A 24,637-nucleotide genomic window follows, 5' to 3' on the forward strand; every position below is an offset into this window, starting at 1 on the left:
TGATCGGCGACTTCGGCACCGATGAAGTCGCCAATCGCTGGCGGAAGTCGCCTATCCCCGGATCGCCCAACGTCGATTGGCCACCTTCTGCGGTGATTGGCCACCTTCTGCGATCGATTGGCCACGTCCTGCGACGGCGCGCCGCTCATTGGTCCACAAGTGGACCAATCGACGCCCGCGGCGACGCCGCCAGCCGAGACTACGAGCCTCAGCGCGCCCGCATCCCCGCCCACACGTCGGCGAGCGCACCGCGCAGCGTCGGATGCCGGAACACGTAGCCGGTCTCGGTCAGCACGCCCGGCAGCACCCACCGCGACTTCAGCACGAGCTCGCTCTCGGTCTGCAGCACCGCCATCGCCGGCTCGAGCATGAACCGCCAGGCGGGCATCCCGATCGGCATCCCGACCGTCCGCCGCAGCAGCCGCATGAGCTCGGCGTTCGTCACGGGATCGGGCGCGGCCATGTTCACGGGGCCGGTGATCTCGGGATGCGCCTCGACGTGCGCGATCGCGCCGACGACGTCGTCGACGTGGATCCACGAGAACCGCTGCCGCCCAGCGGTGCCGCGGCCGGCCGAGGGCGCCTTCGCGGCGGGGTCGTCCTTCGCGACGCCGATGCCGCGGTAGCGGGTGTGCGGCAGCCACGGCCCGTCGAACTGCGTGCCGCCGATGCCGAGCCGCGCGAGCCGGAACAGCATCTGCGACGCCGGCCCCTCGGCGCCGATCGCGACCGTGATGCGCATGGGCACGCGCCGCGTCGCGGGCAGGTCCTCCTCGGCGAGCGCCGCCTCCCATGCGCGCGCCACGTCCTCCATGAATCCCTGCTCGGTGGCCGGGTCGCGCTCGGTGCGCGGACGATCCGTCGCGTGCGCGTAGGTGCTCGCTGAGGATGCGTTCATCCAGAGCGGCGGGGGAGCGGTGGCGGATGCGATGGCTGCGCCGAGCTCGCGGGTCGTGTCGATGCGGGAGTCGAGGATCTCGGCGCGATTGGCGTCGGTGTAGCGGCAGTTCACGGAGCGGCCGGCGAGGTTCACGACGAGCGCGGCGCCGTCGACGAGCCGTGTCACGCCCGAGCGGTCGCCCCAGCGCGCGTCGGCCGAGGATCCGCGGCCGATGGTCGCGACCTCGCGCCCGTCGGCGGCCATGCGGGCCGCGATGGCCTGGCCGATGAATCCGGATCCTCCAGCGAGCACGACGCGACCAGTCATGCCTCCACTCTGTCGTGCTGCGCGGCACGCCGGGAGCCCCTCGCCGACGTGACGCGAGCCCTCGCGCCGGTGCTATGATCGTCCGGTTGCCTGCAGCGCTCTCGCGCGGTTCGGCTTCGCCCCGATAGCTCAGTGGTAGAGCACTTCCATGGTAAGGAAGGGGTCGCGAGTTCAATCCTCGCTCGGGGCTCGCTCCTGCTTGACGCTTCGTGCTCGGGCGGGCGCAGCGGCGGGGTAGCTCAGCTGGTCAGAGCGCACGACTCATAATCGTGAGGTCGCGGGTTCGAGCCCCGCCCTCGCTACGAAAGCCCCCGGATCTTCGCGGATCCGGGGGCATTCTTCATGTTCGGGGGTAGTGCCATCCCGCACAAACCCCGCAGATTCACTTTGGCGACAGCGCCTCACCGAGCGCGGCAGCTGCGCGCGTCGAGTCCGACCGCTTCGCCATGTACACGTCCTGCGTCATCGACGGCTGCTCGTGACCGAGGTACTCGGCGATGTCGCGTGCCGACAGGCCGGCACGGTCGAGGGCCGTGGCGACCGTCTTCCGAAACGAGTGAGTCGTGACGGTCGGGAACCCGAGTCGGTCGCGGGCCTCGGCCCAGTCTCGTGACGTGTTCCGCGGGTCGCGCAGGTTGCCCAGCACGGTCGGGAACACGAGCGACGAGCCGTGCAGCGTGCCGCGGATCCTTCGATCTCCGAGGCGGCCGGCGAGCGATTGGGGGAGCGTGATGGTGCGCTGGCCAGCCTTCGTCTTCGTGTGCTCCTGCCGGATGAGTCCCTGGCCGCGAGCGCGCACGACATTCGCGCGGATCGTCACGGTGCCGGCGGCCAAGTCCACATCGCGCCAGTCGAGGCCACACGCCTCGCTCACGCGCGCGCCCGTGCCCGCGAGGAACACGATCAGGTCGGCGACGTCGAGCTGCCGCAGACGTTCGTCCGCGATGACGCGCTCGACGAGCACGGGCAGATCCGCGAGGGGAATGGCCTCAGCACCGCCGCGCTCGGGTCGCGCGATCGCCTCGAGGTCTCGAACCGGGTTCGTTCGCAGGCTGCCCGACCGCACTGCGAGGCCGAGCATCCCGCTCAGCACGCTCTTGCACGCCTTCGCGGCGCCAGGCCCACTCTCGGCCTGCACCGACAGCAGGAAGCGCTGCAGGCGGTCGACCGTGGCCTCGCCGACTGACACCCGGCCGACGCGCGGCCGGACGTGGTGGTCGATCGTCTGCCGGTATGTGTCGATGGAACGAGGGGCGAGGTTCACCTTCGACGCGAGGAACCTGTCGGCGAGCTCATCGAGCGTCGTCGTGCGCGTCAGATCCGCAGTCGTCGACTCGGCGATCGTCGCCACGGCCTGCAGGAGCGCCGCCCTCGCCTTCGCCTTGGACGTCGCGAAGCGCTCGAGCTGCCTCAGGCTTCCGTCGTCGAATCGGAAGCGCGTGCGCGCCCGCCAGCGCTTCGGCGCGACCTCGACTGCGCTGATCGCGCCGTAGGTGCCGATCGGCGTCCTAGGCCGAGCCATCGTCGCCCTCGTACAAGGGATCGGGCTTCTCTCCTGGGGCCAGCGGGGGAGACGGGAATCGGCGATCGATCTCGAGCATCCGATGGTTGATGTCCGCGTCGACCTCGAGCCACCACGGATATGACCGCAGCTGGAAGTCGCGCGTCGCGTTCGCGACGTCGGAGAAGTCGTTCGAGCTCGCTTCACCTAGTGGAGCGACGCCCAGCGCCCAGCGCCAGACATCGAGAGCAGGGACCTGCGTGCCGATCGTGTCGGTGTCGATGTAGTCCGCCCAGCGCTGAGTGAACGGCAGGAGCAGCGAGAGCGGGGACACGTCGAGGGCGAGGGCCAAGGCGAGCAGGTCGTCGACGTCGACCTTCCGCTGGCCGCTCTCGATGCGCCCGATGCTCGAGACGGGAATGGGTCGGCCGCGGTCAGTGAGGACACGCGAGAGGTCGTGCTGCGTCCACTCGAGGCTCTCGCGGACGCGTCGAACACGATCGCCCACCGTCTTGCCGGCGGGCCCGATGTCGTTGCCCCGGACACGATCTCTCTCTTGCATACGGATGAGGCTAGTTGAGTTCTAACGCAAGTGCGAGTACCTTCGTTCTAACGCAAGTCCATCGATTGGAAGGCAGGTCTCGATGAAGATCGAGGATCTCCCCGAGCTCGCGACGCGGCAGGACCTGGCTGCGCTCACGGGCATCTCTGTGCCGACGTTCGCTCGCTGGGCAACGGCCGGCCGAGGCGAGGGGCCGCGGGTCACGAAGCTCGGCCACGCCTCGCGGTACAGGAAGGCGGACGTCGTCGAGTGGCTCGACGGAAGCCGCCAGGCGGCCTCCGCGTGAGCCCGCGCAAGAAGAAGGCCCGGCTCGCTGGTGCAACAGCGGCCGGGCATCAGTCCAAGCCTCAGGAGGCGATTCAGACCATGACCATCGTATCCAACACCACCCGCAAGGCACCAGAGAGCGCGACGCGTCTCGTCGGTCCCGGCTTCAAGGTCGAGAGCGCGCGCCACGCGACCGAGCAGCCGCGGGTCGTGCGCACCTCCGACACCGAGCGGGTCACTCGTGTCGGCTTCATCTACGGCGACTTCCTCACGCGCACGCTCCGCGCCGTCGCGTTCGGTTCGCACGAGCACTACGTGACCGACGTCGCGAACGACATCAGCAAGGGCCTCATGGCTGTCGAGTGGCGGCTGCAGGAGCTCGCGATCGGTGGCGAGTCGATCGGCGCCCGCCCTTTCGTCGACGTGGGCTTCATCGAAGACGGCGGGATCTGCGCCGAGCCGGCCTGCGTCGACCATGGCACGTTCGAGCCGTTCGACCGCGATGAGGACCGCCACCACCGTTCGGACTTCGGCGAGCGCTGCTACCTGTCGAAGATCGGCGACGAGCCGTGGTCGCTGATCGTGACCTCCGACGACGTCACCGGCCAGGCCGCGATGCAGTCGTTCGCTGACGACGTGCAGCGCGCGGTCACGCGTGCCAACGTGCTCAACCAGGGCCTGCGCTGGCGCTGCGATACCTGCTGGGGCAGCCCCGACGAGGGCCACTGCATCGAGTGCGGCGCGGTCGCGAGGGCGGCGTGACCGACGCATGAGCTGGACCCGACTCGACGACAGCTGGACCGAGCGTCAGGACATCACCGACCTCACGTTCGAGGATCGGTGGCACTACCTCGGCATCATCCAGTTCTGCTCGCGCACCGACCTCGTCGACGGGGTCGTGCGCGCAGTCGACGCGCGTCGAGCATCCGACCACCCGAACCCGGCCGCGGCGGTCGAGCGACTCGTCGCGGCCGGGCTACTCGAGGAGGTCGTGCGCGGCGTCCGCGTGAAGCAGATCGACCAGCATCTCCCCGCGCCGCACGTCCGGCGCCAGACCGAGCAAGCCAAGATCCGCAAGCGCCGCGAGCGCGCCCACCGCGCAGGCGACCACAGCCTGTGCAGCCCCGAGCGCTGCGAAGCCCTCGGAGCCCCCGCTCGTGACGTCACGCAAGAAGTCACGCCCCATGTCACGCGTGACGTCGGGACGGGACGGGACGGGACGGGCCTGGACGAACACCCACCTGCACACGCGCACGCGCGAGAGCACCCCGGCTGGCCAACAGCGGTCCCCGGGCAGAGAGAAGACGAGGAGCCGTGGAGCGCATGAAGACCATCACCCTGACCGTGCCCGACCGCATGGCCGAACGACTCGAGGGCGCCGACTGGACGATCAGCGTCGGCCAAGGCGTGCGCGTGCCGATCGTGCTGCGCGACTTCGAGGCCCGACTGCGCGACGCGCTCGGCGTGAACCGTCGAGCACGACGCCGGCAGCGACAGCGCTACGTGCTCGGCGACGCGGAGAGGCAGCGGTGACGGTCATGGAGCATCCGCGCCTCGCTGTGATCGGCGAGCAGGTGACCGCGAAGGGTCTGCCGGGCGTCTTCGAGCTCGTCGGCTTCCAGCAGGTCGACGACGAGCGCCGAGCCGTTCTCGTGCGGCCTGGGGACGTGTGGCTCGCGCCGCCGTCGACGCTCGCGCCGCACGAGCCCGGCACGCCGTCGCCCACCGGCTGGGCAACCGTCCGGCCAGGGAAGGCATCGTGAGCACATGACGAACGACACCGGCCCGAACGACGCATCCGCGATGGCGCTCACCGCCTCGTCCTGGGTGCGCGACCACATCGCATCACTGCTCGTCGACAAGATGCTCGTCACCGCGAACAGCATCGAGGTCGCCGTGACCGACATGGAGAGCCGCGACCCCGACGTGCGCCACTACGCCATCGCGCTCTACCTCACCGCGGCGCTGCAGGAAGCGACCGACTACCTGCTCGCCGCGCACGGCGGGGACCGAGCCAGAGCGCTCGAGGCCCTGCAGAAGCGTCACATCGACGCGACCATCACCCAGCTCGGCGACACCCTCGTCGACGACCCGGAGGAACCATGACCGACGCCACCACGCCCACCGAGCCGACCGCCGACCCCGCGGCACCCGTCGAGCAGCAGCCCGAGCCCGCAGGCGCCGGCCGCGAGGCCGCGAGGTACCGTACACAGCTCCGCGAGACCGAGGCGAAGCACGACGCGCTCGCCACGCGCCTCGAGGCCATGCAGCGCGCCGAGGTCGAGCGTCTCGCCTCGTCCGAGATCCGCCTGGGCTCGTCGCTTTGGGCATCCGGCAAGCAGCTCGCCGACCTGCTCGACGAGCACGGCAACGTCGACGCCGACCTCGTGCAGGCCGCCGCGATCGACGCACGCGACACCCTCGGACTCGAGCCGAAGCCGTGGGACGGCATCATCCCGAACCAGGGGAAGACCCCGGACAACGCGCCGCGCATGACGTCGTGGGCCGACGCTCTCGACCCGCACGGCGACTAGGCCCGATCTGGCGCCTGGTCCGGTACACTCGATGATGAGTCGAGAGACCGGGCCAGGTGCCCAATCTCGAGTCACGCAGCCCCTGGCGGGCAGCACGGCAAGGCCCGCGGCCGCCGCGCAGAACCTCATCCGTTCTCCGTAGGCGGCCGTTCTCATGCCGCCGGGAAGCCAGGCACTCCGTGACCATGACCACCGCAGCGGGAAACCGCGCATTCCTCCCCGAGGCGATCCATCAGCTGATCGTCGAGCCCGTCGAGCAGGCGTCGATCGCACTGCAGGTGTCGACCGTCGTCAACACCGGCCCCGCCGACTCGTACCGCGTCCCGCTCATCAAGGCGGACCCGACCGCCGCATGGGTGGGAGAGGGCGAGGAGATCCCCGAGTCCGAGGCCGAGTTCGGCGAGGACTCCTCGCGCTTCCACAAGCTCGCAGGGCTCACCATCATCACCCGCGAGCTCGCGGAGGACTCGAGCCCCGCGGCCGCGTCCCTCGTCGGGCAGGGCCTCGCGCGCGACATCGCGAAGAAGCTCGACCTCGCCTTCTTCGGAACGCGCGTCGAGGACGACATCCCGAACCCCGAGCAGCCCCGAGGCCTCGAGGACATCGTCGGCGTGAACGCGATCGCCGCCGGCAACGCGTGGGCCAACTCCGACCCGTTCGTCGATGCCGTCTACGCTGCCGAGGCGGCCGGCGTCTCGCTCACCTCGTTCGTCGCCAACCCCGCCGACGCGCTCATCCTCGCGAAGGTCAAGAAGGCGGCGGGCAGCAACGAGCCGCTGCTGGGCAACGACCCGACGCAGTCCACGCGACGCATCCTCTCGGGCATCCCGCTCCGAGTCTCGCCCGCCGTGAAGCCCGGAACCGTCTGGGGCATCCCGACCGGCCGCACGATCGCAGCCGTGCGCGACGACACCAAGCTCGACATCGACCGATCGGTGTACTTCACCAGCGACCGCGTCGCCATCCGAGCCACGATGCGCATCGGCCTGCTCTACCCGCAGCCCGCCGCCATCCAGAAGATCACCCTCGGCTAGACCGAGCACCCGCCGTGGCGTCAACGTCACCCCAGCGCAGGCCATGCGTGGCGCTGGGGAGCGATGGACAGGCGAGGGTCACCTTTCGGACCCGCACGGAGCCACCCAGCGCCACCACCAGCGGGACCGACGACGTCGAGCGTTCGTGCCGAGCGCACCGCCGTCGGTCCCGCACCCCACCACCCCCCTCCCTCCTAGGGGGAGGCGACCCCAGGGGGATAGCGCCGATCTCTCCCCGGCTGGTTTCCACAGCCCCCTCTCCACTGCATGTCACCTGTCAGGAGGGCCCGATGAGCCCCAGTCCCCAGCAACGGCGCGGCAACCTCGACGCCGAGCGACTGTCACTAGGTGGTCAGTCGTTGCACACTTCTGCGCAGTCGACTGAGCAGGTGCGCTGACGATGCGCGTCTTCGAGCTCGAGTCCCTCTTCACCGCCGACACAACGCAGATCGCCAAGGCCGAGAAGGACATCCAGGCCACCGGCAAGCGCATCGAGTCGAAGCCGATCACGGCCACGGTCGACGGCGACGCGAAGGGCGCGCTCGCGTCGATGGACCGCGTCGAGCAGGCGGCCAAGCGCATCGTCTCGAAGGAGACGGTCGCGAAGCTCGACGCCAACGTCGAGAAGGCCGAGCAGGGCATCGACCGCGTCGAGAAGCACCTCGAGTACCTCCGCTCCGTCGATGGCGCCCTGCAGGTCACCGCCGACATCAAGAAGGCGGAGGCCGACCTGCAGCGCATGCAGCGGCAGGTCGACGCGCTCAAGGGCGCACGTGCCCAGGTCGAGGTCGCCGCCGACACGGCACAGGCCGAGGCCGACCTCGATAGCGTCGCCGACGCGGCTGGCGACGCGGGAGCCGAGTCCGGTGACGAATTCGGGCAGAACCTCCTGTCGGCGCTCTCCTCCCTGCCGATCGCGGGCGCCGTCGTCGGCGTCGCCTACCTCGCCGGCAGGGCCGCATGGGAAGCGTTCAACGACGGCCTGCAGGTCGAGGTCAGCCGCGACCGACTAGCGGCGCTCACGGGGCTATCCGACGTCGACGCGGCGCGCATCGCTCGCGCAGCTGGCGAAGCGTACGCGAACGTCTTCGGGGACTCGATCGAGTCGAACATGGACACGGCCCGCCTCGGCGTGCAGTTCGACCTCATCGACGCCGACGACACCACGCGCGAGGCACAGCAGGTGATCCAGGGTCTCGCCGGCATCGCCGACGCGCTCGGCGAGGACGTGCAGCCGGTCGCTCGCGCGACGGCAGTGCTGCTGCGCACCGGGCTCGCCCGGTCGGCGCAGGAGGCCTTCGACATCATCGCCGCCGGCGAGCGCGAGGGCCTGAACCTTGGCGAGGACCTCCTCGACACGCTCACCGAGTACGGATCGACGTTCGCGCAGCTCGGCCTCACAGGCCCGCAAGCGATCGGGCTGCTGAACCAGGCGCTCGCTGCGGGCGCGCCGAACACCGACTTCTTCGCCGACGCGCTCCGCGAGCTCGGGATCCGCATCCGCGAACTCACTCCAGACACCGCCGACCTCATCCGCGAGGTCGGGCTGGTGCCGTCGGAGATGCGTGCCGCCTTCACCGAGGGCGGGCCCGCGGCCGCGGCGGCGCTCGACCAGCTGGTCGATGCGCTCCGCGAGGTCGAGGATCCCGCCGAGCGCGATCGTCTTGCGGTCGGTCTTCTGGGTACGCAGTTCGAGGATCTGCAGTTCGATCTCGACCGGCTCGACCTGACGACCGCGGTCGACGGGATGAACGGCGTCGAGGGTGCCGCGCAGCGCATGTTCGACACGCTCTCGTCGAACGACGCGACGGCCATGGAGCGCGCGCAGCGGAATGTCGAGGTCGCGGTGCAGGGCATGCAGGGCGCTCTGGCCGTGGCGTTCTCGGATCCGCTGCAGGAGGCGGCCGATTGGGTGTCCGAGAACCGCGGCCCGATGCTGCAGTTCTTCTCGGACCTCGTGAACGGCGCTCTCGACTTCGGCGAGAGCCTCGTGATCTCGGCAGCGAACGGAACGATCGCGTTCGGCGAGTTCGTGTCGGGTCCGCTGCGCGAGCTCGTGCAGACGCTCGTCGACATCTTCGCGATGCCGCAGTTCGCGATGTTCGGCTTCGAGACCGACGAGCTGCAGGCGCTCGCCGACGGCATGGGCGACTTCGACGAGACGACCGCCGCCGCCGCGCAGACGATGACCGACACCCTCCTGCCGGCGATCGATCTCGCGCGAGGCGAGTTCAACGACTTCGCCGATCCCGAGATCGCCCTCGGGCACCTCAACGACACAACGATCCGGCTCGCGTCGTCGATCGACGCAGTCGGCTACGCGGCCGACGGCGCGACGCCGCTCGTCGACGCGTACACGATCGCGCAGGACGGCAGCGTGCAGGCGGGCGCCGAGCTCGAGGCACAGGTACGCGCCGGCGTCGACGCGCTCGGCGCCCAGCTCGACGCCGCCCAAGCGGCAGGGGAGAGTCAGGAGTCGCTCGCATCGATGTACGACACGGGCACGTCCGCGCTCGCAGACCAGCTCACCCAGATGGGCCTGAACGACGATCAGGCTCGCGCGCTGATCGACACGATCCTCGCAACGCCCGAGTCCGCCGTAACGACGTTCGAGTCGAACGCCGCAGCCGAGCAGGCTGGCGTCGACGCGCTCGCCGACACGATCGTGACCCTGCCCGACGGGTCGGTCGTGGTGACGGCGAACACGCAGCCCGCTGAGGACGAGGTCGCGAACGCGATCGCTCGGATCCAGGCGCGGGCCGTGATGCTCACGGCACTCGCCACGGTCCGCTCGAGCGTGGGCAGCGGGGCGGACGCGGCAGCCGGCAGCGGGGTCTCCTGGCAGGCGCAGGGTTCGGTGCTCGAGTTCTACCGCAGCGGCGGATTCCATGGACTGACGCCGATGGCCGCGCAGGCGACGATGGTGCCGGCGAACACCTGGCGCGTCGTGGGCGATCGCTCCGACGTCGCCGAGGCCTACATCCCACTCGACGGGTCGGCCCGCTCGCTGAGCATTCTGCTCGAAGCGATGCGTCGCTTCGGCGTGCAGCCGATGGCGGACGGCGGCGTAGTGGTCCCGACCGCTCCCAGCAGCGTCGGCAGTGGCGATGCGCGCGTCTCGGTGCCGATCACCGTCTACCCAAGCCCTGGCATGTCGGAGATCGACCTCGCCGAGGCAACAGGGCGCGCAGTCGCGAGAAAGCTCAAGCAGAGGGGCTGACCGTCCGCGGCGCGCTGCGGCCGCGTCGGGTGTCAGGGCTACCGTGTCTGCCATGACGAAGACTTGCGAGCCCCACGACCTGCCGATGCAGCTGCGCAAGCCCGACAGGCTCGGCGTCGGCCTCCGCTGGATGTGTGCGAGCGGCTGCCAAGAAAAGCCCGAGCCGGGCGATCTGCCCGACGCGCCAGATCCCCGCCTCAGCCTGCGCTAGTCCACGCGGGAGTCCCCGCACTTACCCCGCAGATTCAATGAGCCCAGGCGAGTGGTCATGAGCGCTGTGGCTTCAGCGCTCGTCGCAAAGTGCGCGCCGATGACGCCCCGCGAGAACTAGTGATGCGAGCGCCCCTCGAATCGTGAGGTCGCGGGTTCGAGCCCCGCCCTCGCTACAGCCGCAGGATGGGCCCGGTCACCGCATGGTGCCGGGCCTCTTCTCGTTCACGGCACGGGGTCGTCGTCGAAGCGTCGACGCACCCGCTCGGCCTCGTCGGCGTCGAGCCGCCAGTGGCTGCCGTGCCGGTGCGCGAAGCCGGGACCGCCGTCGTCGGGCTCGCGCAGGAAGGCGCGGACGCGACTGGGGCCCGGGTGGCCGAGCTCGAGGGCGAGGCTCGACGGCGTGTCCTGCAGCGGATGTCGTGGCACGGTCGCGCCGTCGCGTCGCGCCGGGCGCTCATGCCGCGACCGAGGCAATCCGGTGGCCACGTGGCGGATGCCGTGGAGCTCGAGCAGGTCGGCATCGATCGACGTGACGAGGTGGTGCACGAGCGGCAGGTCGAGCGTGTCGAGCGGGGCGGCGGTCGGCGCATGCCCGGCGGCGAACTCCGCGTGGAGGCGGCTGGCGTCGTCGACCTCGAAGGTGAGCGCGACGTGCACGACGTGCCTCGACGGCTCGTCGCGCGTGGTGTCGCTGCGTTCGGTCGCCGTCATCGACGGGCGCTCGCGACGACGAACGCGACGAGCGCGACGCCGATGAGTGCCGCGGCTCCTGCGATGCCGGCGAGCAGGCCCGGGCGAGCGCGTCGCATCTCGGCGAGCGACTCCCCGAGCAGTCCCGGAGCCCCGCCGACGTGCAGCCGGTAGACCTCGCTCGCCGCACCGACCGCGGGCTCGCGCGGCGTCCGTTCGTCGTGATCCCTGGGATCGGCCATGCGTGCCCCCTTCGCCCCCCGGTGGGCATCCACGTTCCTCGCATCGAGCGCGCTCGGGCCAGTCATGGACTTCGACGGGGTGCGAGCGCACGCGCGCCCGCTCGCCTGCGCGTAGCACGAGGCGTGCTCGACCGACCCGTTCGCATGCCGCGGATGCGGCCGTCCTACGGTTCGACCATGGGGCAGCTGGTCTACGGGTCGACGGAGTACGAGATCGACGACCGCATGCTCGCGCATCTCGAGTCGGTGGTCGTCGCCAAGTACCGCCGCCGCGAGGGCTTCATGGTGTCGTGGACGACGCCCGCGCCCGACGATGCCCGCATCGAGCTCTGGCTCTCGCCAGGCAACCCGCTGCAGCTGCGGTACGCGGGCTCGCGCTCGCCGCTGCTGAGCCAGTCGTGGGTGCAGGCGATGATGGGCATGGCCGGCACGCTCCGCGGACTGCGGCTGGTCGGGGAGGCGCAGGCGGTGCGCGAGGCGACGATGCCGCCGGCCTGGCAGCACTGACGCCGTGATGGTGAGGGTACCCTTGCCTGCAGCCGCGACCGCATCCGCGCAGGTCGCCGACGCGAAGGGCCGCCATGCGCCGCCTCACCACGCAGTACCTGCTCACGTGCGCCGTCATCGGCGTCGCCGGCGCGGCGTTGCTCGCACCCGCCAACTGGCTGTCGACGGTGCTGTTCGCAACCGTGCCGTTCGTCTCCGTGGGGCTCGCGGGCCTGTGGCTGATGCCCGCCGTGATCGGGATGCGCCTGCTGCAGCGCCCGGGCACCGCGCTGCTCGTCGGACTCGTCTCGGGTCTCGCGACGGCGCCCTTCTCGGGCTACGGCCTCATGAGCGTCGCGACGAACGTGTGGTGGGCGTTCTTCGTCGAGATCGGCTTCCTGGTCGTCGCGTACCGCTGGTTCCGCGTGTGGCAGTACTACCTCGGCGCCGTCGTCGTGGGCGTCGCGTACCCGTTCCTCGCGTCGGCATCGTTCGGCCTCGACCAGTTCGAGCCCGTCGCCGTCGTGCTCTTCTCCGCGCTCACGCTGGTGTCGGCGGTCGCGAGCGTCGCGCTCGGCCTCGCGATCGCGAAGGCAGCCCGCCGAGCCGGCGTCGGCCCCCCGGCGTTCCAATGGAGGCGCGACCGCGTCGCCGCGCAGCCCGAGCCCGCGGTCGCGCCCGTCGACTGACGCGTCGGCGCTTGCGTTTCGCAGGCGATCAGGGGTGGCGGAGGGGTATCTTCCCTCCGCCACCCCGGATCGCCTGCACTACGCACGCCAGCGCAGCCCACGGGGTTCGTTTCGCAGGCGATTCCGCCTCTCGAGGGAAGATTCCCCTCAAGACCCGGAATCGCCTGCACAACGCAGACCCACGACCCGGCAGGCCACCCGCATCCGCAGCCCCACCCACCCCCGCCGGGTAGGCTCGCCACGTGCCTGTCGCCCCTGATCTGTCCGGGCGCACCTACCCGCCGACCGCGCCGTATGCGGTCGGTCGCGAGAAGGTGCGCGAGTTCGCCGCAGCCGTCGGAGCGACGCATCCCGTGCACCACGACGTCGACGCCGCGCGCGCCGCCGGGTACGCCGACGTCGTCGCTCCGCCGACGTTCGCGATCGTCGTCTCGCAGCGCGGCCTCGACCAGCTGCTCGCCGACGACACCGCCGGCATCGAGCTGTCGCGCGTCGTGCACGGCGACCAGCGCTTCACGATCGAGCGCCCCATCGTCGCAGGCGACGAGCTGCAGGTCGCGTTCGGCGTGACCACCGTGCGCGCGCTCGGCGGCAACGCCATGGTGTCGACCGAGGCGAAGATCACGGATGCGGATGGCACGCTCGTCGCGACCGCGTTCTCGAGCCTCGTGGTGGGAGGGGACGCATGAGCGCCGCTGAGCTCGAGGTCGGCCAGGTCGTCGCGACCCGCGACATCCACCTCTCGCGCGAGTCGCTCGTGCGGTATGCGGGGGCGTCGGGCGACTTCAACCCCATCCACTACCGCGACGACGTCGCGACGGCCGTCGGCCTGCCGGGCGTGCTGGCGCACGGCATGCTCACGATGGGACAGGCCGTGCAGCCCGTCGTCGACTGGCTCGGCGACCCGGGCCGCGTGACCGACTACCAGGTGCGCTTCACGCGTCCCGTGGTCGTCGACGCGGATGCGGGCGCCGACGTGAGCGTCGAGGCGAAGGTCGGGCAGCTGCCCGGCGACGGCACGGCGCGCATCGACCTGACGGTGTCGTTCGGCGGGCAGACGGTGCTCGCGAAGGCCCAGGTCGTGGTGCGCCTGCCATGAGGTTCGCGGATGCGACGACCATGCGCGTCGGCGGCGAGGCCGACCGTTGGATCGACGCGTCCACGCGCGACGAGGCCGTCGAGGCGTACACCGCGCTGATCACCGACGACGAGCCGCACGTGCTGCTCGGCGGCGGCTCGAACACCGTCGCCTCCGACGAGCCCTTCAAGGGCACGGTGCTGCGCATGCGCACGTCGGGCATCGCCGTGCTGCCCGCGGCGGCACGACGCGAGCGGCCGGCGGGCGACGAGGAGCCGGACGACGCATCCATCGTCATCCGCGTCGAGGCGGGGGAGTCGTGGGATGCGCTCGTCGAGCGCACGGTCGCCGAGGGTTGGGCAGGCATCGAGGCGCTCAGCGGCATCCCCGGCTCGGTCGGCGCCGCGCCCATCCAGAACATCGGCGCGTACGGGCAGGAGGTCGGCGCGTGCCTCGTCGGCATCGACCTGCTCGACGCCGACACCCTCGAGGTGCGGCACGTGCCCGCGTCGCAGCTGCGGCTCGGCTACCGCGACTCGGCGCTGAAGCGCGGCGACCTGCAGGGGCTCGTGCTGTCGGTCGACCTGCGCTTGCGACGGTCGGCGGATGCGCTGAGCCAGCCCGTCGCGTACGGTCAGCTCGCGCAGGCGCTCGGCATCGACCTCGGCCGCCGCGTGCCGCTCGACGCGGTGCGCGAGAGCGTGCTGGCGTTGCGGTCGTCGAAGGGCATGGTGCTGTCCGACGACCTCGACTCGGTGTCGGCGGGCTCGTTCTTCACGAACCCGATCGTGTCGGGGCGCTTCGCGGCGCAGCTGCCCGAGGATGCGCCGCGCTGGTCGACGGCGCCCGAGGCGACCGCGACGATCGTGCCGTTGGATGCCGACACGCACATCCCGGTGCGCGAGCCCGTGGAGTCGCGCGTGAAGCTGTCGGCGGCGTGGCTCATCGAGCGCGCCGGCATCGGCAAGGGCTATGCGCTGCCGCACTCGCAGGCGGCGATCTCGTCGAAGCACACGCTCGCGATCACGAACCGCGGCGGTGCGACGGGCGAGCAGGTCGCCGACCTCGCGCGCTTCGTGCAGACGCGCGTGGAGTCCGAGCTGGGCGTGCACCTCGTGCCCGAGCCCGTGCTCGTCGGCCTCGAGGTCTGACGGGGCTCCTGCGCGCAACGCCTTGCTCGTCGCTCGCGTGGCGAGGATGGTGGGGCGCCATGGATGCCGCAGACGCCGACCGCCCGACCGATCACGACGACGCGACGACCGACCGCGAGGATGCCGCCCCGCGCGACCACGAGCACCTCGAGCTGCACGTCTCGCGCTCTCGCGCGTTCGACGCCTACCTCCGCGATCTCGGGTCGTGGTGGCTGCACGGCCGCGCGCACCGATCCGATCTGCACGTGGAGCAGCATGCGGGCGGCGCGATCGTCGAGCATGCGGCGGGATCCGACGAGCGCGTGTGGGGCGAGGTGCACGAGATCGAGCCCGGCCGTAGCGTGCGCCACTCCTATCGCCACGCGGGCGAGCATCCTGCGATCGTGACGGCCGAGTTCCACGACGGCGACCACGGCGGCGCGACCATCGACCTGCACCACGAGCCGTGGGAGGGCGACGACGACGACCGTGCAGCGCTGCAGGCGGCGTGGACCGAGGCGCTGCGCCGCCTCGAGGCGATCGCCAGCGCCGTCTGACGAGACGTTCTGAGGTTCTCGGCCCGTTCTGACATCAGAAGGGGCCGAGAACCTCAGAACGTTGGCCGAGTCGAGGGCTTCGGCCCGATGTGACCTCACATCGGGCCGAAACCCTCGACTAGGACGCGAAGAGTCGCTGCAGGCGCTGGATGCCCTCGAGCAGCGGGGCGTCGCCGAGCGCGTACGAGAAGCGCAGGTAGCCGGAGGGGCCGAAGGCCTCGCCGGGCACGGCGGCGACCTCGGCGTGCTCGAGCATGATGTCGGCGAGCTCGAGCGACGACGTGGGCGTCGACCCCGCCCACTCGCGGCCGAGCAGGCCCTGCACGTCGGCGTACACGTAGAACGCGCCCTCGGGCGTCGGTACGGTGATGCCGTCGATCTTCGACAGCTCCGACACCGCGAGGCGGCGGCGGCGGTCGAACGCCAGGCGCATCTCCTCGACCGCATCCTGCGGCCCCGTGAGTGCCTCGATGGCGGCCTTCTGCGCGACGTTGTTCACGTTCGACGTGAGGTGCGACTGCAGGTTGGCGGCGGCGGCGATCGCGTCCTTCGGGCCGACCATCCAGCCGAGGCGCCATCCGGTCATCGCGTACGTCTTCGCGACGCCGTTCACGAGGATCGTGCGGTCGGCGAGCGCCGGCACGGCCTCGGTGATCGACACGGCGCGCACGCCGTCGTAGGTGAGGTTCTGGTAGATCTCGTCGCTCACGACCCACAGGCCGTTCGCCTCGGCCCACTCGCCGATCGCGCGCACCTCGTCGGGCGAGTACACGGCGCCGGTCGGGTTCGACGGGCTCACGAACAGCAGCGCCTTCGTCTGGGGCGTGCGGGCGGCCTCGAGCTGCTCGACCGTGACCTTGTAGCCCTGGTCGGCGCCGGCGAACACGTCGACCTGGCGCGCGCCCGTGAGGGCGATCGCCTCGGGGTAGGTCGTCCAGTACGGCGTGGGCACGAGCACCTCGTCGCCCGGGTCGAGGATGACCTGGAACGCCTGGTACACGGCCTGCTTGCCGCCGTTCGTCACGACGACCTGGCTCGCGTCGACGGTCGTGCCCGAGTCGCGCAGCGTCTTGGCGGCGATCGCCTCGCGCAGGTCGGGCAGGCCGACGGCGGGCGTGTAGCGGTGGCTCGCGGGGTCGAGCACGGCACGGGATGCCGCCTCGACGATGTGCGCGGGCGTGGGGAAGTCGGGCTCGCCCGCCGCATACGAGATCACGTCTCGCCCCTGGGCCTTGAGGGCCTTGGCCTTGGCGTCGACCTTCAGGGTCGCGGACTCGTTGATGGCGGCGATGCGCTGGGAGATGCGGCTCACGACTCCCAAGGCTAGCCATCTGCGGATGCGGCCACGAGGGCCGCGCCGACGCGGCTGGTCGGCGCTGCGGCGTCGCGTGTCCGCGTCGGGCAGGTGTTCACCGTCGCACCGTCGCGCGTTGGGCGAGTGCTCACCGCCGGGACATGGCGCATGGATGGGCTGGCGGCGCGGCCATCGCCGCGACTCCAACAAACCGAGGAAATCTCACCATGCATCGACGACCCATCGCGCGCGTGCTCACGCGCGCCCTGGCGCTCGCCACCGCGGCCGCTGCCGGCGCCGCAGCCATCGGCGTCGCCGCCCCTGCCGCGGAGGCCGCCGAGCCCTCGCTCATCGGCGCCGACACCACCTGGTCCTACCTCCAGGACGACACCGATCCCGCCCCGCTGCCCGCCGACCCTGCGTCGTGGACCACGACGTCGTACGACGACGACGCGTGGCTCGAGGGACTCGGCGGCTTCGGCGCCAAGCGCGGCGGCAACGGCCTCGACGTCGACGGCCAGCCCTACGTCACCGAGCTCGAGCGCCTCGCTCCCGGCTCGACCGACAACGTGCGCACGTACTTCTTCCGCACCACCGTGACGGTCGACGCCAAGACGCTCGCCGTCGCCGACCAGCTCGTCGGCGACATCGTCTTCGACGACGCCGCCGTGGTCTACGTCAACGGGCAGGAGGCTGCCCGCCTCAACGCCGCAGGCGTCACGCAGAACCTGCAGTACTGGGGCACGAACGGCGGTCGCCCGGTCGAGTCGACCGTGACGATCGACGGCGGCCTGCTGCAGGAGGGCGAGAACGTCGTCGCCGTCGCGCTCTACCAGGACCGCGAGACGTCGTCGGACATCTACCTCCGCTTCGACTCGCTCGTGCCCACGACCGTCGAGCCCGAGATCAGCCACGTCGGCCTCATGGTCGGCGCCGACGAGACCGAGCGCATGGTCGTCTGGCAGTCGACCACCGACGAGCCGCAGGTGGCGCAGGTCGCTCCCGCATCCACGCTCGTCGACGGCGCGATGCCGGCTGATGCGCAGGTCGCGACGCCCGAGGCCGGGCCCTCGGCGCGCGGCACGGTCTGGCACGATGCCACGCTCACGGGGCTGACGCCCGGCGAGTGGGCGTACCGCGTCGGCAGCGACGCGAACGGCTGGACCGACGTGCGCACCTTCACGGTGCAGGACGTCGCGGGCGACTGGTCGTTCCTCGCGATGGGCGACGCGCAGATCGGCTCGTCGGGCGACCGCGACGCCGACGGCATCGGCTGGCAGCAGACCCTCACGACCGCGACGGCTGCCGACCCCGACGCCGCCTTCATCTCGTCGCTCGGCGACCAGGTCGAGTCCGCGGGCTCGACGGCGGAGTACGACGCGTACTTCCAGCCCGAGGAGCTGCGCACCAACGCGTTCGCCGTCGTGAACGGCAACCACGACGTGGGCTCCTCGCTCTACAGCGAGCACTTCGCGCACCCGAACCCCACGTCGCTCGGGCAGCCGATCACGCAGACGGTCGGCGACTTCTGGTACGAGATGGGCGGCGTGCTGTTCCTGCAGCTCGACGCGAACTCGACGGCGTACGGCGAGCACGAGCAGTTCCTGCGCGAGACGATCGCCGCCGAGGGCGCCGACGCCGACTGGGTCGTCGTGCAGTTCCACCACGCGATCTACTCGGTCGCGAACCACTCGACGTCGTCGGCGACCGCCGAGCGACGCGAGGCGCTCGCGCCCGTCTTCAGCGAGCTGGGCGTCGACCTCGTGCTGCAGGGCCACGACCACTCGTACGCGCGCTCGTACCTCATGGAGGGCACGGAGCCCTTGCGCCCCGACGTCGCAGCGGCGGCGGAGCCGCAGCCAGGCGCCGCGATCGGCGACGAGCTGCGTGCCGAGGAGGGCCAGGTGCTGTACATCACGCTCAACTCGTCGAGCGGATCGAAGTACTACACGCCCAAGACCGCCGTCGCTCCGTACGTCGCGGTCTTCGATCAGGGCCGCACGCCCACCTACTCGGTGGTCGACGTCGCCGCGGGGGCCATCACGGTGACGTCGTACCGCACGCTCGACGGCGTCGTCGTCGACGAGGTCACGCTGACGCAGGATGCGGTCGCACCCGAGATCGCGCTGCCGGTCGACGACGCGCCGATCGCGCTCGGCAGCGCGTTCGACCCCATGGCGGGCGTCACGGCGACCGACGACGAGGATGGCGACCTCACGGCCGCCATCGTCGTCGAGGGCGTCGTGGACACCGCGACGGCCGGCACGTACGCGCTGACCTACCGCGTCGCGGACGCGGCGGGCAACGAGGCGGTCGCGACCCGCACGATCGTCGTCGCCGAGGCCGTGGCGCCGACGGATCCGCCCGTCGAGCCCGCGTCGACCGACGAGCCCACGCCCACGGGCGGCCCGGGTCCGCAGGCGGGCGACGACGTCGCCGACGTCGACGGCGACCTGGGCGGCCTGCCGCGCACGGGCGTCGAGCCGGCGCTCGCGGCGCTGCTCGCCGCGCTGGCGCTGCTCGCGGCCGGCATCGGCGTGCGCGCGCACGCACGTCGCCGCGCCTGAGGACCGGCGCATCCATGACCGCGAGGGCGGGGCGAACGCGCCCCGCCCTCGACGGCGCGCCGAGGGATGCGGCGCCAGGTGGACAGCACGCTGGGAAGCCACGTATGCTGGACCCTTGGTGGTTGACAACCGCCATGATCTCGCGCGCCCAGCGTGCATGATCCGCCGTGACGGGGATCTCAGGGTCATGGAGTCGATCACCCGCCGAGGGCGGTGGCTCAATTGGTAGAGCAGCGGTCTCCAAAACCGCAGGTTGCAGGTTCGAGTCCTGTCCGCCCTGCTCGGCTCGTCACTCGACGGGCATCGAGGCCCCGCGAGGGGCCTCGATCAGAAGAAGAAGGGTCCCCGTGGCACAGAACGCGATCGACGAGCAGCGCCCGTCGACGAAGCGCCCGCGCCGAGCCAACCCCTTCGCAGCGATCGGCCGCTTCTTCGGCGGCATCGTCCTGTTCCTCAAGCAGGTGATGGACGAGCTGCGCAAGGTGGTGACGCCGACGTGGCGCGAGCTCCTGGGCTACACGCTCGTGGTGCTGGTGTTCGTCGTCATCATGATGGCGCTCGTCACGGGGCTCGACCAGGTCTTCGGCCGCCTCGTGCGGTGGGTCTTCGCCGGCGTCTCGCCGCTCGAGGAACTGGGCTGAGGACTGACGGGGGAGAGACAGACATGAGCGACGCCAACGACATCGACCGCAACCTGCAGACCGCGCTCGACGACATCGCGCCGACGCCGAAGGACGAGGCGGCGGAGCCCGCCGTCGACCCGTACGCGGAGTTCAAGCGCGACCTGCGCCTCCGCCCCGGCAAGTGGTACGTCATCCACTCATACGCCGGCTACGAGAAGAAGGTCAAGGCGAACATCGCCTCGCGCGCCGAGAACATGCAGGTCGACGGCGTCTACGAGATCCAGGTCCCCACGGAGGACGTGCTCGAGGTCAAGAACGGCGTCGGCAAGCGCGTGAACCGCGTGCGCGTGCCCGGCTACGTGCTCGTGCGCATGGACCTCAACGAGGACACCTGGTCGATCGTGCGCCACACGCCCGGCGTCACGGGCTTCGTGGGCAACGCCCACAACCCCGCACCGCTGCGCTTCAACGAGGCCTTCACGATGCTGAAGCCCATCGCCGACGCCGAGCTCGCCGAGCAGCAGCAGGGCGCCCCGCAGCAGGAGCGCACCGTCGTCACCGACGTCGACTACGAGGTCGGCGAGACCATCACGATCACCGAGGGCTCGTTCGCGGGCTTCCCCGGCACCATCTCCGAGATCCAGCCCGCCTCGGGCAAGCTCACCGTGCTCGTCAGCCTCTTCGAGCGCGAGACGCCGGTCGAGCTCGGATTCGGGCAGGTCACCAAGCTCTAAGCCCCTGCCAGGGCTGGGATGCCGGCCCGAGGGCCGGCGAGAAGACAAGAAGGAAGAGACATGGCACCCAAGAAGAAGGTCACGGGTCTGATCAAGCTCCAGATCCAGGCCGGCGCCGCCAACCCCGCGCCCCCGGTCGGTCCGGCGCTCGGCCAGCACGGCGTGAACATCATGGAGTTCTGCAAGGCGTACAACGCCGCGACGGAGTCGCAGCGCGGCAACGTCATCCCCGTCGAGATCACGGTGTACGAGGACCGCTCGTTCGACTTCGTGCTCAAGACGCCGCCGGCTGCAGAGCTCATCAAGAAGGCTGCAGGCGTGAAGAAGGGCTCGGGCGTCCCGCACACCGAGAAGGTGGGCAAGCTCACCGACGCTCAGGTCGCCGAGATCGCCACGCAGAAGATGCCCGACCTCAACGCCAACGACCTCGACGGCGCGAAGCTCATCATCGCGGGCACCGCTCGCTCGATGGGCATCACGGTCGAGGGCTGAGCAGCCGCATCATCATCGGGGCGTGAGCCCCACCAGTGGGAGCGCCTGCCAGGCGCGCACCGCGAATCTCTGAAGGAGAACGAACATGGCACAGAAGTCCAAGGCGTACCGCGCCGCGGCAGCGAAGATCGAGGCTGACCGCTTCTACACCCCGGAGGAGGCCGTCGCGATCGCTCGCGAGTCGGGCTCCACCAAGACCGACTCCACCGTCGAGGTGGCGCTCAAGCTGGGCGTCGACCCGCGCAAGGCCGACCAGATGGTCCGCGGCACCGTGTCCCTTCCTCACGGCACCGGCAAGACCCAGCGCGTCATCGTCTTCGCGCAGGGCCCGGCAGCGCAGGCAGCCCTCGACGCAGGCGCCGACGAGGTCGGCTCCGACGAGCTCATCGAGAAGGTGGCCGCCGGCTACACGGCGTTCGACGCCGCAGTCGCGAGCCCCGAGCTCATGGGCAAGGTCGGCCGTCTCGGCAAGGTGCTCGGTCCCCGTGGCCTCATGCCGAACCCCCGCACCGGCACCGTGACGCCCGACGTCGCGAAGGCCGTCACGGACATCAAGGGTGGCCGCATCGAGTTCCGCGTCGACAAGCACGCCAACGTGCACTTCGTCGTCGGCAAGGCCTCGTTCTCGCAGGAGCAGCTGTCGGAGAACATCCGCGCCGCGCTCGACGAGATCGTGCGCCTCAAGCCGTCGTCGTCGAAGGGCCGCTACGTCATGAAGGCGTCGGTCTCGACGACCTTCGGCCCCGGCATCCCCGTGGACGTCGCGACCGTCTGACGCACCGCGTACGCATGAAGGGCCCCGCCATCCGGCGGGGCCCTTCGTCGTTCCCGGGTCAGGCCGCCGGGGCGTCGGCCGTGCGGAGGGATGCGGAGGCAGCCGACTCGGATGCGGCGTCGGTCTCAGGCTCGGGCTCGATGGGCTCGACGACGCGGATGCGGCGCGGATGCCCCGAGGAGCCGCCGGCGACGACCCACCGCGTGCGCGTGGCGACGGGCGCAGGCTCCACGTCGGCGAGCGTGCCGTGGACCCCGATGTCGTCGGGCATCGGATGCGCGACGGGAGCGGCGAGTGCGGCCGGCGCGGCGTTCGCGACGACCGGCTCGCCGAGCGCCTCGCGCACGATGCGGCGCGGGTCGTAGCGCTGCACCTCGCGCTGCCACTCGTCGGCGCGCACGGGCACGCCCAGGTCAGTCTCGGCGCGGGCACGGGCGGCGTCGACGAAGGTGCGCAGCCCACGCGCCCAGGCGCCGACGCGCTCGGCGTAGGCGGGCAGCCGCGTGGGGCCGAGCACGAGCGCGGCGACGACGAGCACGACGACGAGCTTCTCGAGGCTGACGCCGATCATGCGAGCACCTCCTCACGGGCGGGCGCATCCGCTCGCGCACGGCGAGCGATGCGGCGGTCGTGCAGCCACGCGATGCCGAGCGCCGCGGCCCACAGCGCCGTCATGGGCAGGGCGACGAGCAGCATCGACAGCACGTCGGCGGCGGGCGTCGCGAGCGCGCTGAAGACGACGATCGCGACGACGCACAGGCGCCAGCCGCGCGCGAGCGTCGCGGCGGGCAGCACGCCGAGCGCGTTGAGCAGCACGATCACCACGGGCACGACGAAGGCGACGCCCGTGGCGACGACGATCTTCAGCACGAAGTCGACGTAGGTCGAGGCGAGCAGCACGGTCGTGTCGCCGTCGCCCGCGAAGCCCGCGAGCAGCTCGACCATGTGCGGGAAGAGGGCGAGGCCCATCGCGCAGCCGGCGGCGAAGAGCGGCACGGCGGCCGCGATCGTGCCGAGCGCCGCCCGACGCTCGCGCCGCGTGAGGCCGGGGCCGACGTAGCGCACGGCCTCGACGAGCCACCACGGCGCCGCGAGCACGATGCCCGCCAGCACGGCGATGCGCAGCCGCAGGTCGAACGCGCCCGTGACGGAGTCGTAGTTGAGGCTCGCGTCGCGCGTCTGCGCGATCTCGAGGATCGGCGCGCGCAGCACGTCGAGCACCGCATCCGACACGAGGCATCCGACGACGGCGGCGACGGCGAACGCGATCGTCGACCGCACGAGCGCCGCGCGCGCGTCGCGCAGATGCTGCCCGAGCGTCAGGCGCGGGGCGTCGGCGGTCGTCGCGGTCACGGTCGGGCGATGGTCGGTGCGGCGGCGGACGCGTCGGCGTCGGTCGGCGCATCCGCGGGTGCGCGCGTCGGCTCGGCGACCTCGCGCTTGAGGATCGAGAGCGACTGCCCGACGCTGCGCGCGAGGGCGGGCAGGCGCGTGGCGCCGAAGACGAGCAGGATGACGGCGAGCACGACGAGGGCGTGCCAGCCCGTGAGGCCTTGCAGCATGGGTTCTCCTTGGGGGATTCGAGCGGATGGATGGGTCAGGGCTGGCCGGGGCCGCCACCCGAGCCGCCGCCGGGGGCTGCGCCGCCCGTGGGCTCGGTCGTGGTGTCGACGCGCACGACGAGCGACGCGGCGTAGCCGGAGGTCGTGTCGCCCGAGATGGTGGCCATCTGCAGCGCGGCGGAGTTCTCGCCGAAGACGTTGTCGCTGGCGAGCGTGATCTGCGCGAGGTTCTGCGCCGACGACGGGTAGTCGGACAGCTGGTACACCTCGTCGAGCACGTCCTGCGGGAAGGCGAGCTGCGACGTCGCGATGGCGTTGCCGGCGTCGTCGATCGACGCGAGGTCGGGGTAGACCTCGAAGTGGATGTGCGTCCACCGGCCCGTGTAGCAGCCGGGCACGACCGACGTGAAGGTCACGCGACCGGAGGCATCCGCCACCTGCACGCCGCGCAGCCACGACTCGTCCTCGACGCCCTCGGAGTACATCGAGTAGCGGCCCTCCGCGTCGCAGTGCCACGCGTACACGGCGACGCCCGCGAACGCTGCATCGCCGTTCGCCATGTCGGTGATCGTGAGGGTGAAGTCGAGCGGCACGCCGGGCACGGGGTCGTCGACGCCGATGCTCGAGCGGATGTCGGAGCGCTCGATGCCGGACTCGGCGAGCACGTCGGGCCAGTTGGAGCCGTCGCCCGGGTAGGGGCCGGCGGTCTCGTCGGGGATCTCGGCCGACGGCAGCGTGAGGGTCGACGTGCCGGGGCTCGCCGTCGCGGACTCGGTGGGCGTCGCGCTCGTCGCGGGCGTCGAGCTGGATGCCGTCGACGTCGAACCGGTGCTCGTGCACGCGGCCAGCACGGTCGCGCCGACGCCGAGGCCGGCGAGGCCCAGCACGGCGCGACGCGTCATGAGCGTGCGCACGTCGAACGCGGGGCCCTGGTCGACGACCTCCTCGTCGGGGCGGTCGAGCAGGCGGCCCTCGTAGGCGGGGCCGTCGGGGGTCTGGTCGGGATCGGGGATGCCGGTCGCCATGGGATGCCTCCTCCATCGGTGCCGCACCGACTGGTGCGGCGATGGAGTCCAGCATCCGCATGCGGCACTGACGACGCACAGGAGGCGCATTCACGCTTCGTGAGAGCCCCTGGTCGAGACGTGACACCACCAGCTGGTCGAGGAGCGCGCGAGCC

30 protein-coding genes, 3 tRNA genes and 1 pseudogene are annotated in these 24,637 nt (G+C 71.2%); 24 read left to right on the forward strand and 10 right to left on the reverse strand.

Translation table 11 applies throughout. The features are described 5' to 3' along the window. Nucleotides 1-208: 208 nt before the first annotated feature. On the reverse strand, nt 209-1,207 hold the full coding sequence (locus tag BLQ67_RS11100; protein ID WP_092505069.1) for an epimerase: 999 nt from the start codon (nt 1,205-1,207) through the stop codon (nt 209-211). Between the two features lie 118 nt (nt 1,208-1,325). Between BLQ67_RS11100 and BLQ67_RS11105 the strand changes: the two genes are divergently transcribed. After that, nucleotides 1,326-1,397: transfer RNA gene (locus BLQ67_RS11105), tRNA-Thr, on the forward strand. A 38-nt stretch (nt 1,398-1,435) separates the two neighbouring features. Continuing rightward, nucleotides 1,436-1,509: transfer RNA gene (locus BLQ67_RS11110), tRNA-Met, on the forward strand. A gap of 80 nt (nt 1,510-1,589) precedes the next feature. Here BLQ67_RS11110 and BLQ67_RS11115 read toward each other — a convergent pair. Both BLQ67_RS11115 and BLQ67_RS11120 read right to left on the reverse strand, forming a co-directional pair. Beyond that, nucleotides 1,590-2,729 carry a tyrosine-type recombinase/integrase gene (locus tag BLQ67_RS11115; RefSeq protein WP_092505071.1) on the reverse strand — a complete coding sequence of 380 codons (1,140 nt, stop codon included), beginning with the start codon at nt 2,727-2,729 and terminating at the stop codon, nt 1,590-1,592. Further along, complete coding sequence (locus tag BLQ67_RS11120; protein WP_092505072.1) at nt 2,716-3,270, reverse strand: helix-turn-helix domain-containing protein; 555 nt, start codon at nt 3,268-3,270, stop codon at nt 2,716-2,718. The genes BLQ67_RS11115 and BLQ67_RS11120 overlap by 14 nt, the downstream gene beginning before the upstream one ends. Nucleotides 3,271-3,352: 82 nt before the next feature. Here BLQ67_RS11120 and BLQ67_RS11125 point away from each other — a divergent pair, with 82 nt between their 5' ends. The 10 genes from BLQ67_RS11125 (at nt 3,353) to BLQ67_RS16460 (ending at nt 10,536) form a co-directional block, all read left to right on the forward strand. Beyond that, nucleotides 3,353-3,556: a helix-turn-helix transcriptional regulator gene (locus BLQ67_RS11125; RefSeq protein ID WP_092505074.1), complete on the forward strand. Its 204-nt coding sequence runs from the start codon at nt 3,353-3,355 to the stop codon at nt 3,554-3,556. Further along, nucleotides 3,553-4,299 carry a hypothetical protein gene (locus BLQ67_RS11130; RefSeq protein ID WP_157674813.1) on the forward strand — a complete coding sequence of 249 codons (747 nt, stop codon included), beginning with the start codon at nt 3,553-3,555 and terminating at the stop codon, nt 4,297-4,299. The genes BLQ67_RS11125 and BLQ67_RS11130 overlap by 4 nt, the downstream gene beginning before the upstream one ends. Before the next feature lie 7 nt (nt 4,300-4,306). Next, on the forward strand, nt 4,307-4,864 hold the full coding sequence (locus BLQ67_RS16455) for a hypothetical protein (protein ID WP_157674814.1): 558 nt from the start codon (nt 4,307-4,309) through the stop codon (nt 4,862-4,864). Then, entirely contained in the window at nt 4,861-5,070 is a 210-nt protein-coding gene (locus tag BLQ67_RS11140; protein ID WP_157674815.1) for a hypothetical protein, read from the forward strand. The genes BLQ67_RS16455 and BLQ67_RS11140 overlap by 4 nt, the downstream gene beginning before the upstream one ends. A gap of 5 nt (nt 5,071-5,075) precedes the next feature. Beyond that, on the forward strand, nt 5,076-5,300 hold the full coding sequence (locus BLQ67_RS11145) for a hypothetical protein (RefSeq protein WP_157674816.1): 225 nt from the start codon (nt 5,076-5,078) through the stop codon (nt 5,298-5,300). Nucleotides 5,301-5,304: 4 nt separating this feature from the next. Next, a complete protein-coding gene (locus BLQ67_RS11150) occupies nt 5,305-5,643 on the forward strand; it encodes a hypothetical protein (RefSeq protein WP_092505084.1) in 339 nt (112 codons plus the stop codon). Next, complete coding sequence (locus BLQ67_RS11155) at nt 5,640-6,071, forward strand: hypothetical protein (protein WP_092505086.1); 432 nt, start codon at nt 5,640-5,642, stop codon at nt 6,069-6,071. Before BLQ67_RS11150 ends, BLQ67_RS11155 begins: the two co-directional genes overlap by 4 nt. A 56-nt stretch (nt 6,072-6,127) precedes the next feature. Continuing rightward, nucleotides 6,128-7,105, forward strand: coding sequence for a phage major capsid protein (locus BLQ67_RS11160; protein WP_269457082.1), 978 nt, complete (start codon nt 6,128-6,130; stop codon nt 7,103-7,105). A gap of 400 nt (nt 7,106-7,505) precedes the next feature. Further along, nucleotides 7,506-10,325, forward strand: a complete 2,820-nt coding sequence (locus BLQ67_RS11165; RefSeq protein ID WP_092505090.1) for a phage tail tape measure protein — start codon at nt 7,506-7,508, stop codon at nt 10,323-10,325. Nucleotides 10,326-10,377: 52 nt separating this feature from the next. After that, nucleotides 10,378-10,536, forward strand: a complete 159-nt coding sequence (locus BLQ67_RS16460) for a hypothetical protein (protein ID WP_157674817.1) — start codon at nt 10,378-10,380, stop codon at nt 10,534-10,536. A gap of 224 nt (nt 10,537-10,760) precedes the next feature. On the opposite strand, the gene BLQ67_RS11170 is transcribed toward BLQ67_RS16460, so the two are convergent. Beyond that, nucleotides 10,761-11,249 carry a hypothetical protein gene (locus BLQ67_RS11170; protein WP_092505092.1) on the reverse strand — a complete coding sequence of 163 codons (489 nt, stop codon included), beginning with the start codon at nt 11,247-11,249 and terminating at the stop codon, nt 10,761-10,763. After that, nucleotides 11,246-11,470, reverse strand: coding sequence for a hypothetical protein (locus BLQ67_RS11175; protein ID WP_092505094.1), 225 nt, complete (start codon nt 11,468-11,470; stop codon nt 11,246-11,248). Before BLQ67_RS11175 ends, BLQ67_RS11170 begins: the two co-directional genes overlap by 4 nt. Before the next feature lie 177 nt (nt 11,471-11,647). On the opposite strand from BLQ67_RS11175, the gene BLQ67_RS11180 reads away from it, so the two are divergent. The 6 genes from BLQ67_RS11180 to BLQ67_RS11205 all read left to right on the forward strand — a co-directional run bounded on the left by BLQ67_RS11180 (nt 11,648) and on the right by BLQ67_RS11205 (nt 15,410). Further along, complete coding sequence (locus BLQ67_RS11180) at nt 11,648-11,977, forward strand: DUF7882 family protein (RefSeq protein WP_092505096.1); 330 nt, start codon at nt 11,648-11,650, stop codon at nt 11,975-11,977. A gap of 74 nt (nt 11,978-12,051) precedes the next feature. Next, nucleotides 12,052-12,645, forward strand: coding sequence for an ECF transporter S component (locus tag BLQ67_RS11185; protein ID WP_092505098.1), 594 nt, complete (start codon nt 12,052-12,054; stop codon nt 12,643-12,645). A gap of 242 nt (nt 12,646-12,887) precedes the next feature. Then, nucleotides 12,888-13,334 (forward strand): FAS1-like dehydratase domain-containing protein, encoded by a 447-nt coding sequence (locus BLQ67_RS11190; RefSeq protein ID WP_092505100.1) that lies wholly within the window; start codon nt 12,888-12,890, stop codon nt 13,332-13,334. Then, the gene (locus BLQ67_RS11195; protein ID WP_092505102.1) at nt 13,331-13,744 is read left to right on the forward strand and encodes a MaoC/PaaZ C-terminal domain-containing protein; all 414 of its coding nucleotides are present in this window, start codon (nt 13,331-13,333) and stop codon (nt 13,742-13,744) included. Before BLQ67_RS11190 ends, BLQ67_RS11195 begins: the two co-directional genes overlap by 4 nt. Continuing rightward, the gene (locus tag BLQ67_RS11200; protein ID WP_092505104.1) at nt 13,741-14,874 is read left to right on the forward strand and encodes a UDP-N-acetylmuramate dehydrogenase; all 1,134 of its coding nucleotides are present in this window, start codon (nt 13,741-13,743) and stop codon (nt 14,872-14,874) included. Before BLQ67_RS11195 ends, BLQ67_RS11200 begins: the two co-directional genes overlap by 4 nt. Before the next feature lie 59 nt (nt 14,875-14,933). After that, the gene (locus tag BLQ67_RS11205) at nt 14,934-15,410 is read left to right on the forward strand and encodes an SRPBCC domain-containing protein (protein ID WP_092505106.1); all 477 of its coding nucleotides are present in this window, start codon (nt 14,934-14,936) and stop codon (nt 15,408-15,410) included. Nucleotides 15,411-15,528: 118 nt separating this feature from the next. On the opposite strand, the gene BLQ67_RS11210 is transcribed toward BLQ67_RS11205, so the two are convergent. After that, nucleotides 15,529-16,722, reverse strand: a complete 1,194-nt coding sequence (locus BLQ67_RS11210; protein ID WP_407922470.1) for a pyridoxal phosphate-dependent aminotransferase — start codon at nt 16,720-16,722, stop codon at nt 15,529-15,531. 209 nt (nt 16,723-16,931) lie between these two features. Between BLQ67_RS11210 and BLQ67_RS11215 the strand changes: the two genes are divergently transcribed. From BLQ67_RS11215 to rplA, 6 genes and pseudogenes are all read left to right on the forward strand, one after another. Beyond that, nucleotides 16,932-19,271, forward strand: a complete 2,340-nt coding sequence (locus BLQ67_RS11215; protein WP_157674818.1) for an immunoglobulin-like domain-containing protein — start codon at nt 16,932-16,934, stop codon at nt 19,269-19,271. 207 nt (nt 19,272-19,478) lie between these two features. Then, nucleotides 19,479-19,551, forward strand: a tRNA-Trp gene (locus tag BLQ67_RS11220). Between the two features lie 67 nt (nt 19,552-19,618). Beyond that, the gene (gene secE, locus BLQ67_RS11225) at nt 19,619-19,912 is read left to right on the forward strand and encodes a preprotein translocase subunit SecE (RefSeq protein WP_231945030.1); all 294 of its coding nucleotides are present in this window, start codon (nt 19,619-19,621) and stop codon (nt 19,910-19,912) included. A 104-nt stretch (nt 19,913-20,016) separates the two neighbouring features. Next, a pseudogene (gene nusG, locus BLQ67_RS11230) lies at nt 20,017-20,628 on the forward strand (transcription termination/antitermination protein NusG); the annotation flags it as partial. Between the two features lie 60 nt (nt 20,629-20,688). Then, on the forward strand, nt 20,689-21,120 hold the full coding sequence (gene rplK, locus BLQ67_RS11235; RefSeq protein ID WP_092505113.1) for a 50S ribosomal protein L11: 432 nt from the start codon (nt 20,689-20,691) through the stop codon (nt 21,118-21,120). An 85-nt stretch (nt 21,121-21,205) separates the two neighbouring features. Continuing rightward, complete coding sequence (gene rplA, locus BLQ67_RS11240; RefSeq protein WP_092505115.1) at nt 21,206-21,895, forward strand: 50S ribosomal protein L1; 690 nt, start codon at nt 21,206-21,208, stop codon at nt 21,893-21,895. A 58-nt stretch (nt 21,896-21,953) separates the two neighbouring features. Here the strand turns inward: rplA and BLQ67_RS11245 are convergent, their stop codons facing one another. Genes BLQ67_RS11245 through BLQ67_RS11260 form a run of 4 tightly spaced genes read right to left on the reverse strand, consistent with a single transcriptional unit; the run spans nt 21,954 to nt 24,482 of the window. Continuing rightward, nucleotides 21,954-22,466 carry a twin-arginine translocase TatA/TatE family subunit gene (locus BLQ67_RS11245; protein ID WP_092505117.1) on the reverse strand — a complete coding sequence of 171 codons (513 nt, stop codon included), beginning with the start codon at nt 22,464-22,466 and terminating at the stop codon, nt 21,954-21,956. Then, the gene (gene tatC, locus BLQ67_RS11250) at nt 22,463-23,248 is read right to left on the reverse strand and encodes a twin-arginine translocase subunit TatC (RefSeq protein WP_092505119.1); all 786 of its coding nucleotides are present in this window, start codon (nt 23,246-23,248) and stop codon (nt 22,463-22,465) included. The genes BLQ67_RS11245 and tatC overlap by 4 nt, the downstream gene beginning before the upstream one ends. Further along, nucleotides 23,245-23,457 carry a Sec-independent protein translocase subunit TatA/TatB gene (locus BLQ67_RS11255; RefSeq protein WP_092505121.1) on the reverse strand — a complete coding sequence of 71 codons (213 nt, stop codon included), beginning with the start codon at nt 23,455-23,457 and terminating at the stop codon, nt 23,245-23,247. The genes tatC and BLQ67_RS11255 overlap by 4 nt, the downstream gene beginning before the upstream one ends. 35 nt (nt 23,458-23,492) lie before the next feature. After that, entirely contained in the window at nt 23,493-24,482 is a 990-nt protein-coding gene (locus tag BLQ67_RS11260; protein WP_092505123.1) for an intradiol ring-cleavage dioxygenase, read from the reverse strand. Nucleotides 24,483-24,637: the final 155 nt, after the last annotated feature.

The organism is Agrococcus jejuensis, from assembly GCF_900099705.1.
GTDB classification, from domain to species: Bacteria; Actinomycetota; Actinomycetes; order Actinomycetales; family Microbacteriaceae; genus Agrococcus; species Agrococcus jejuensis.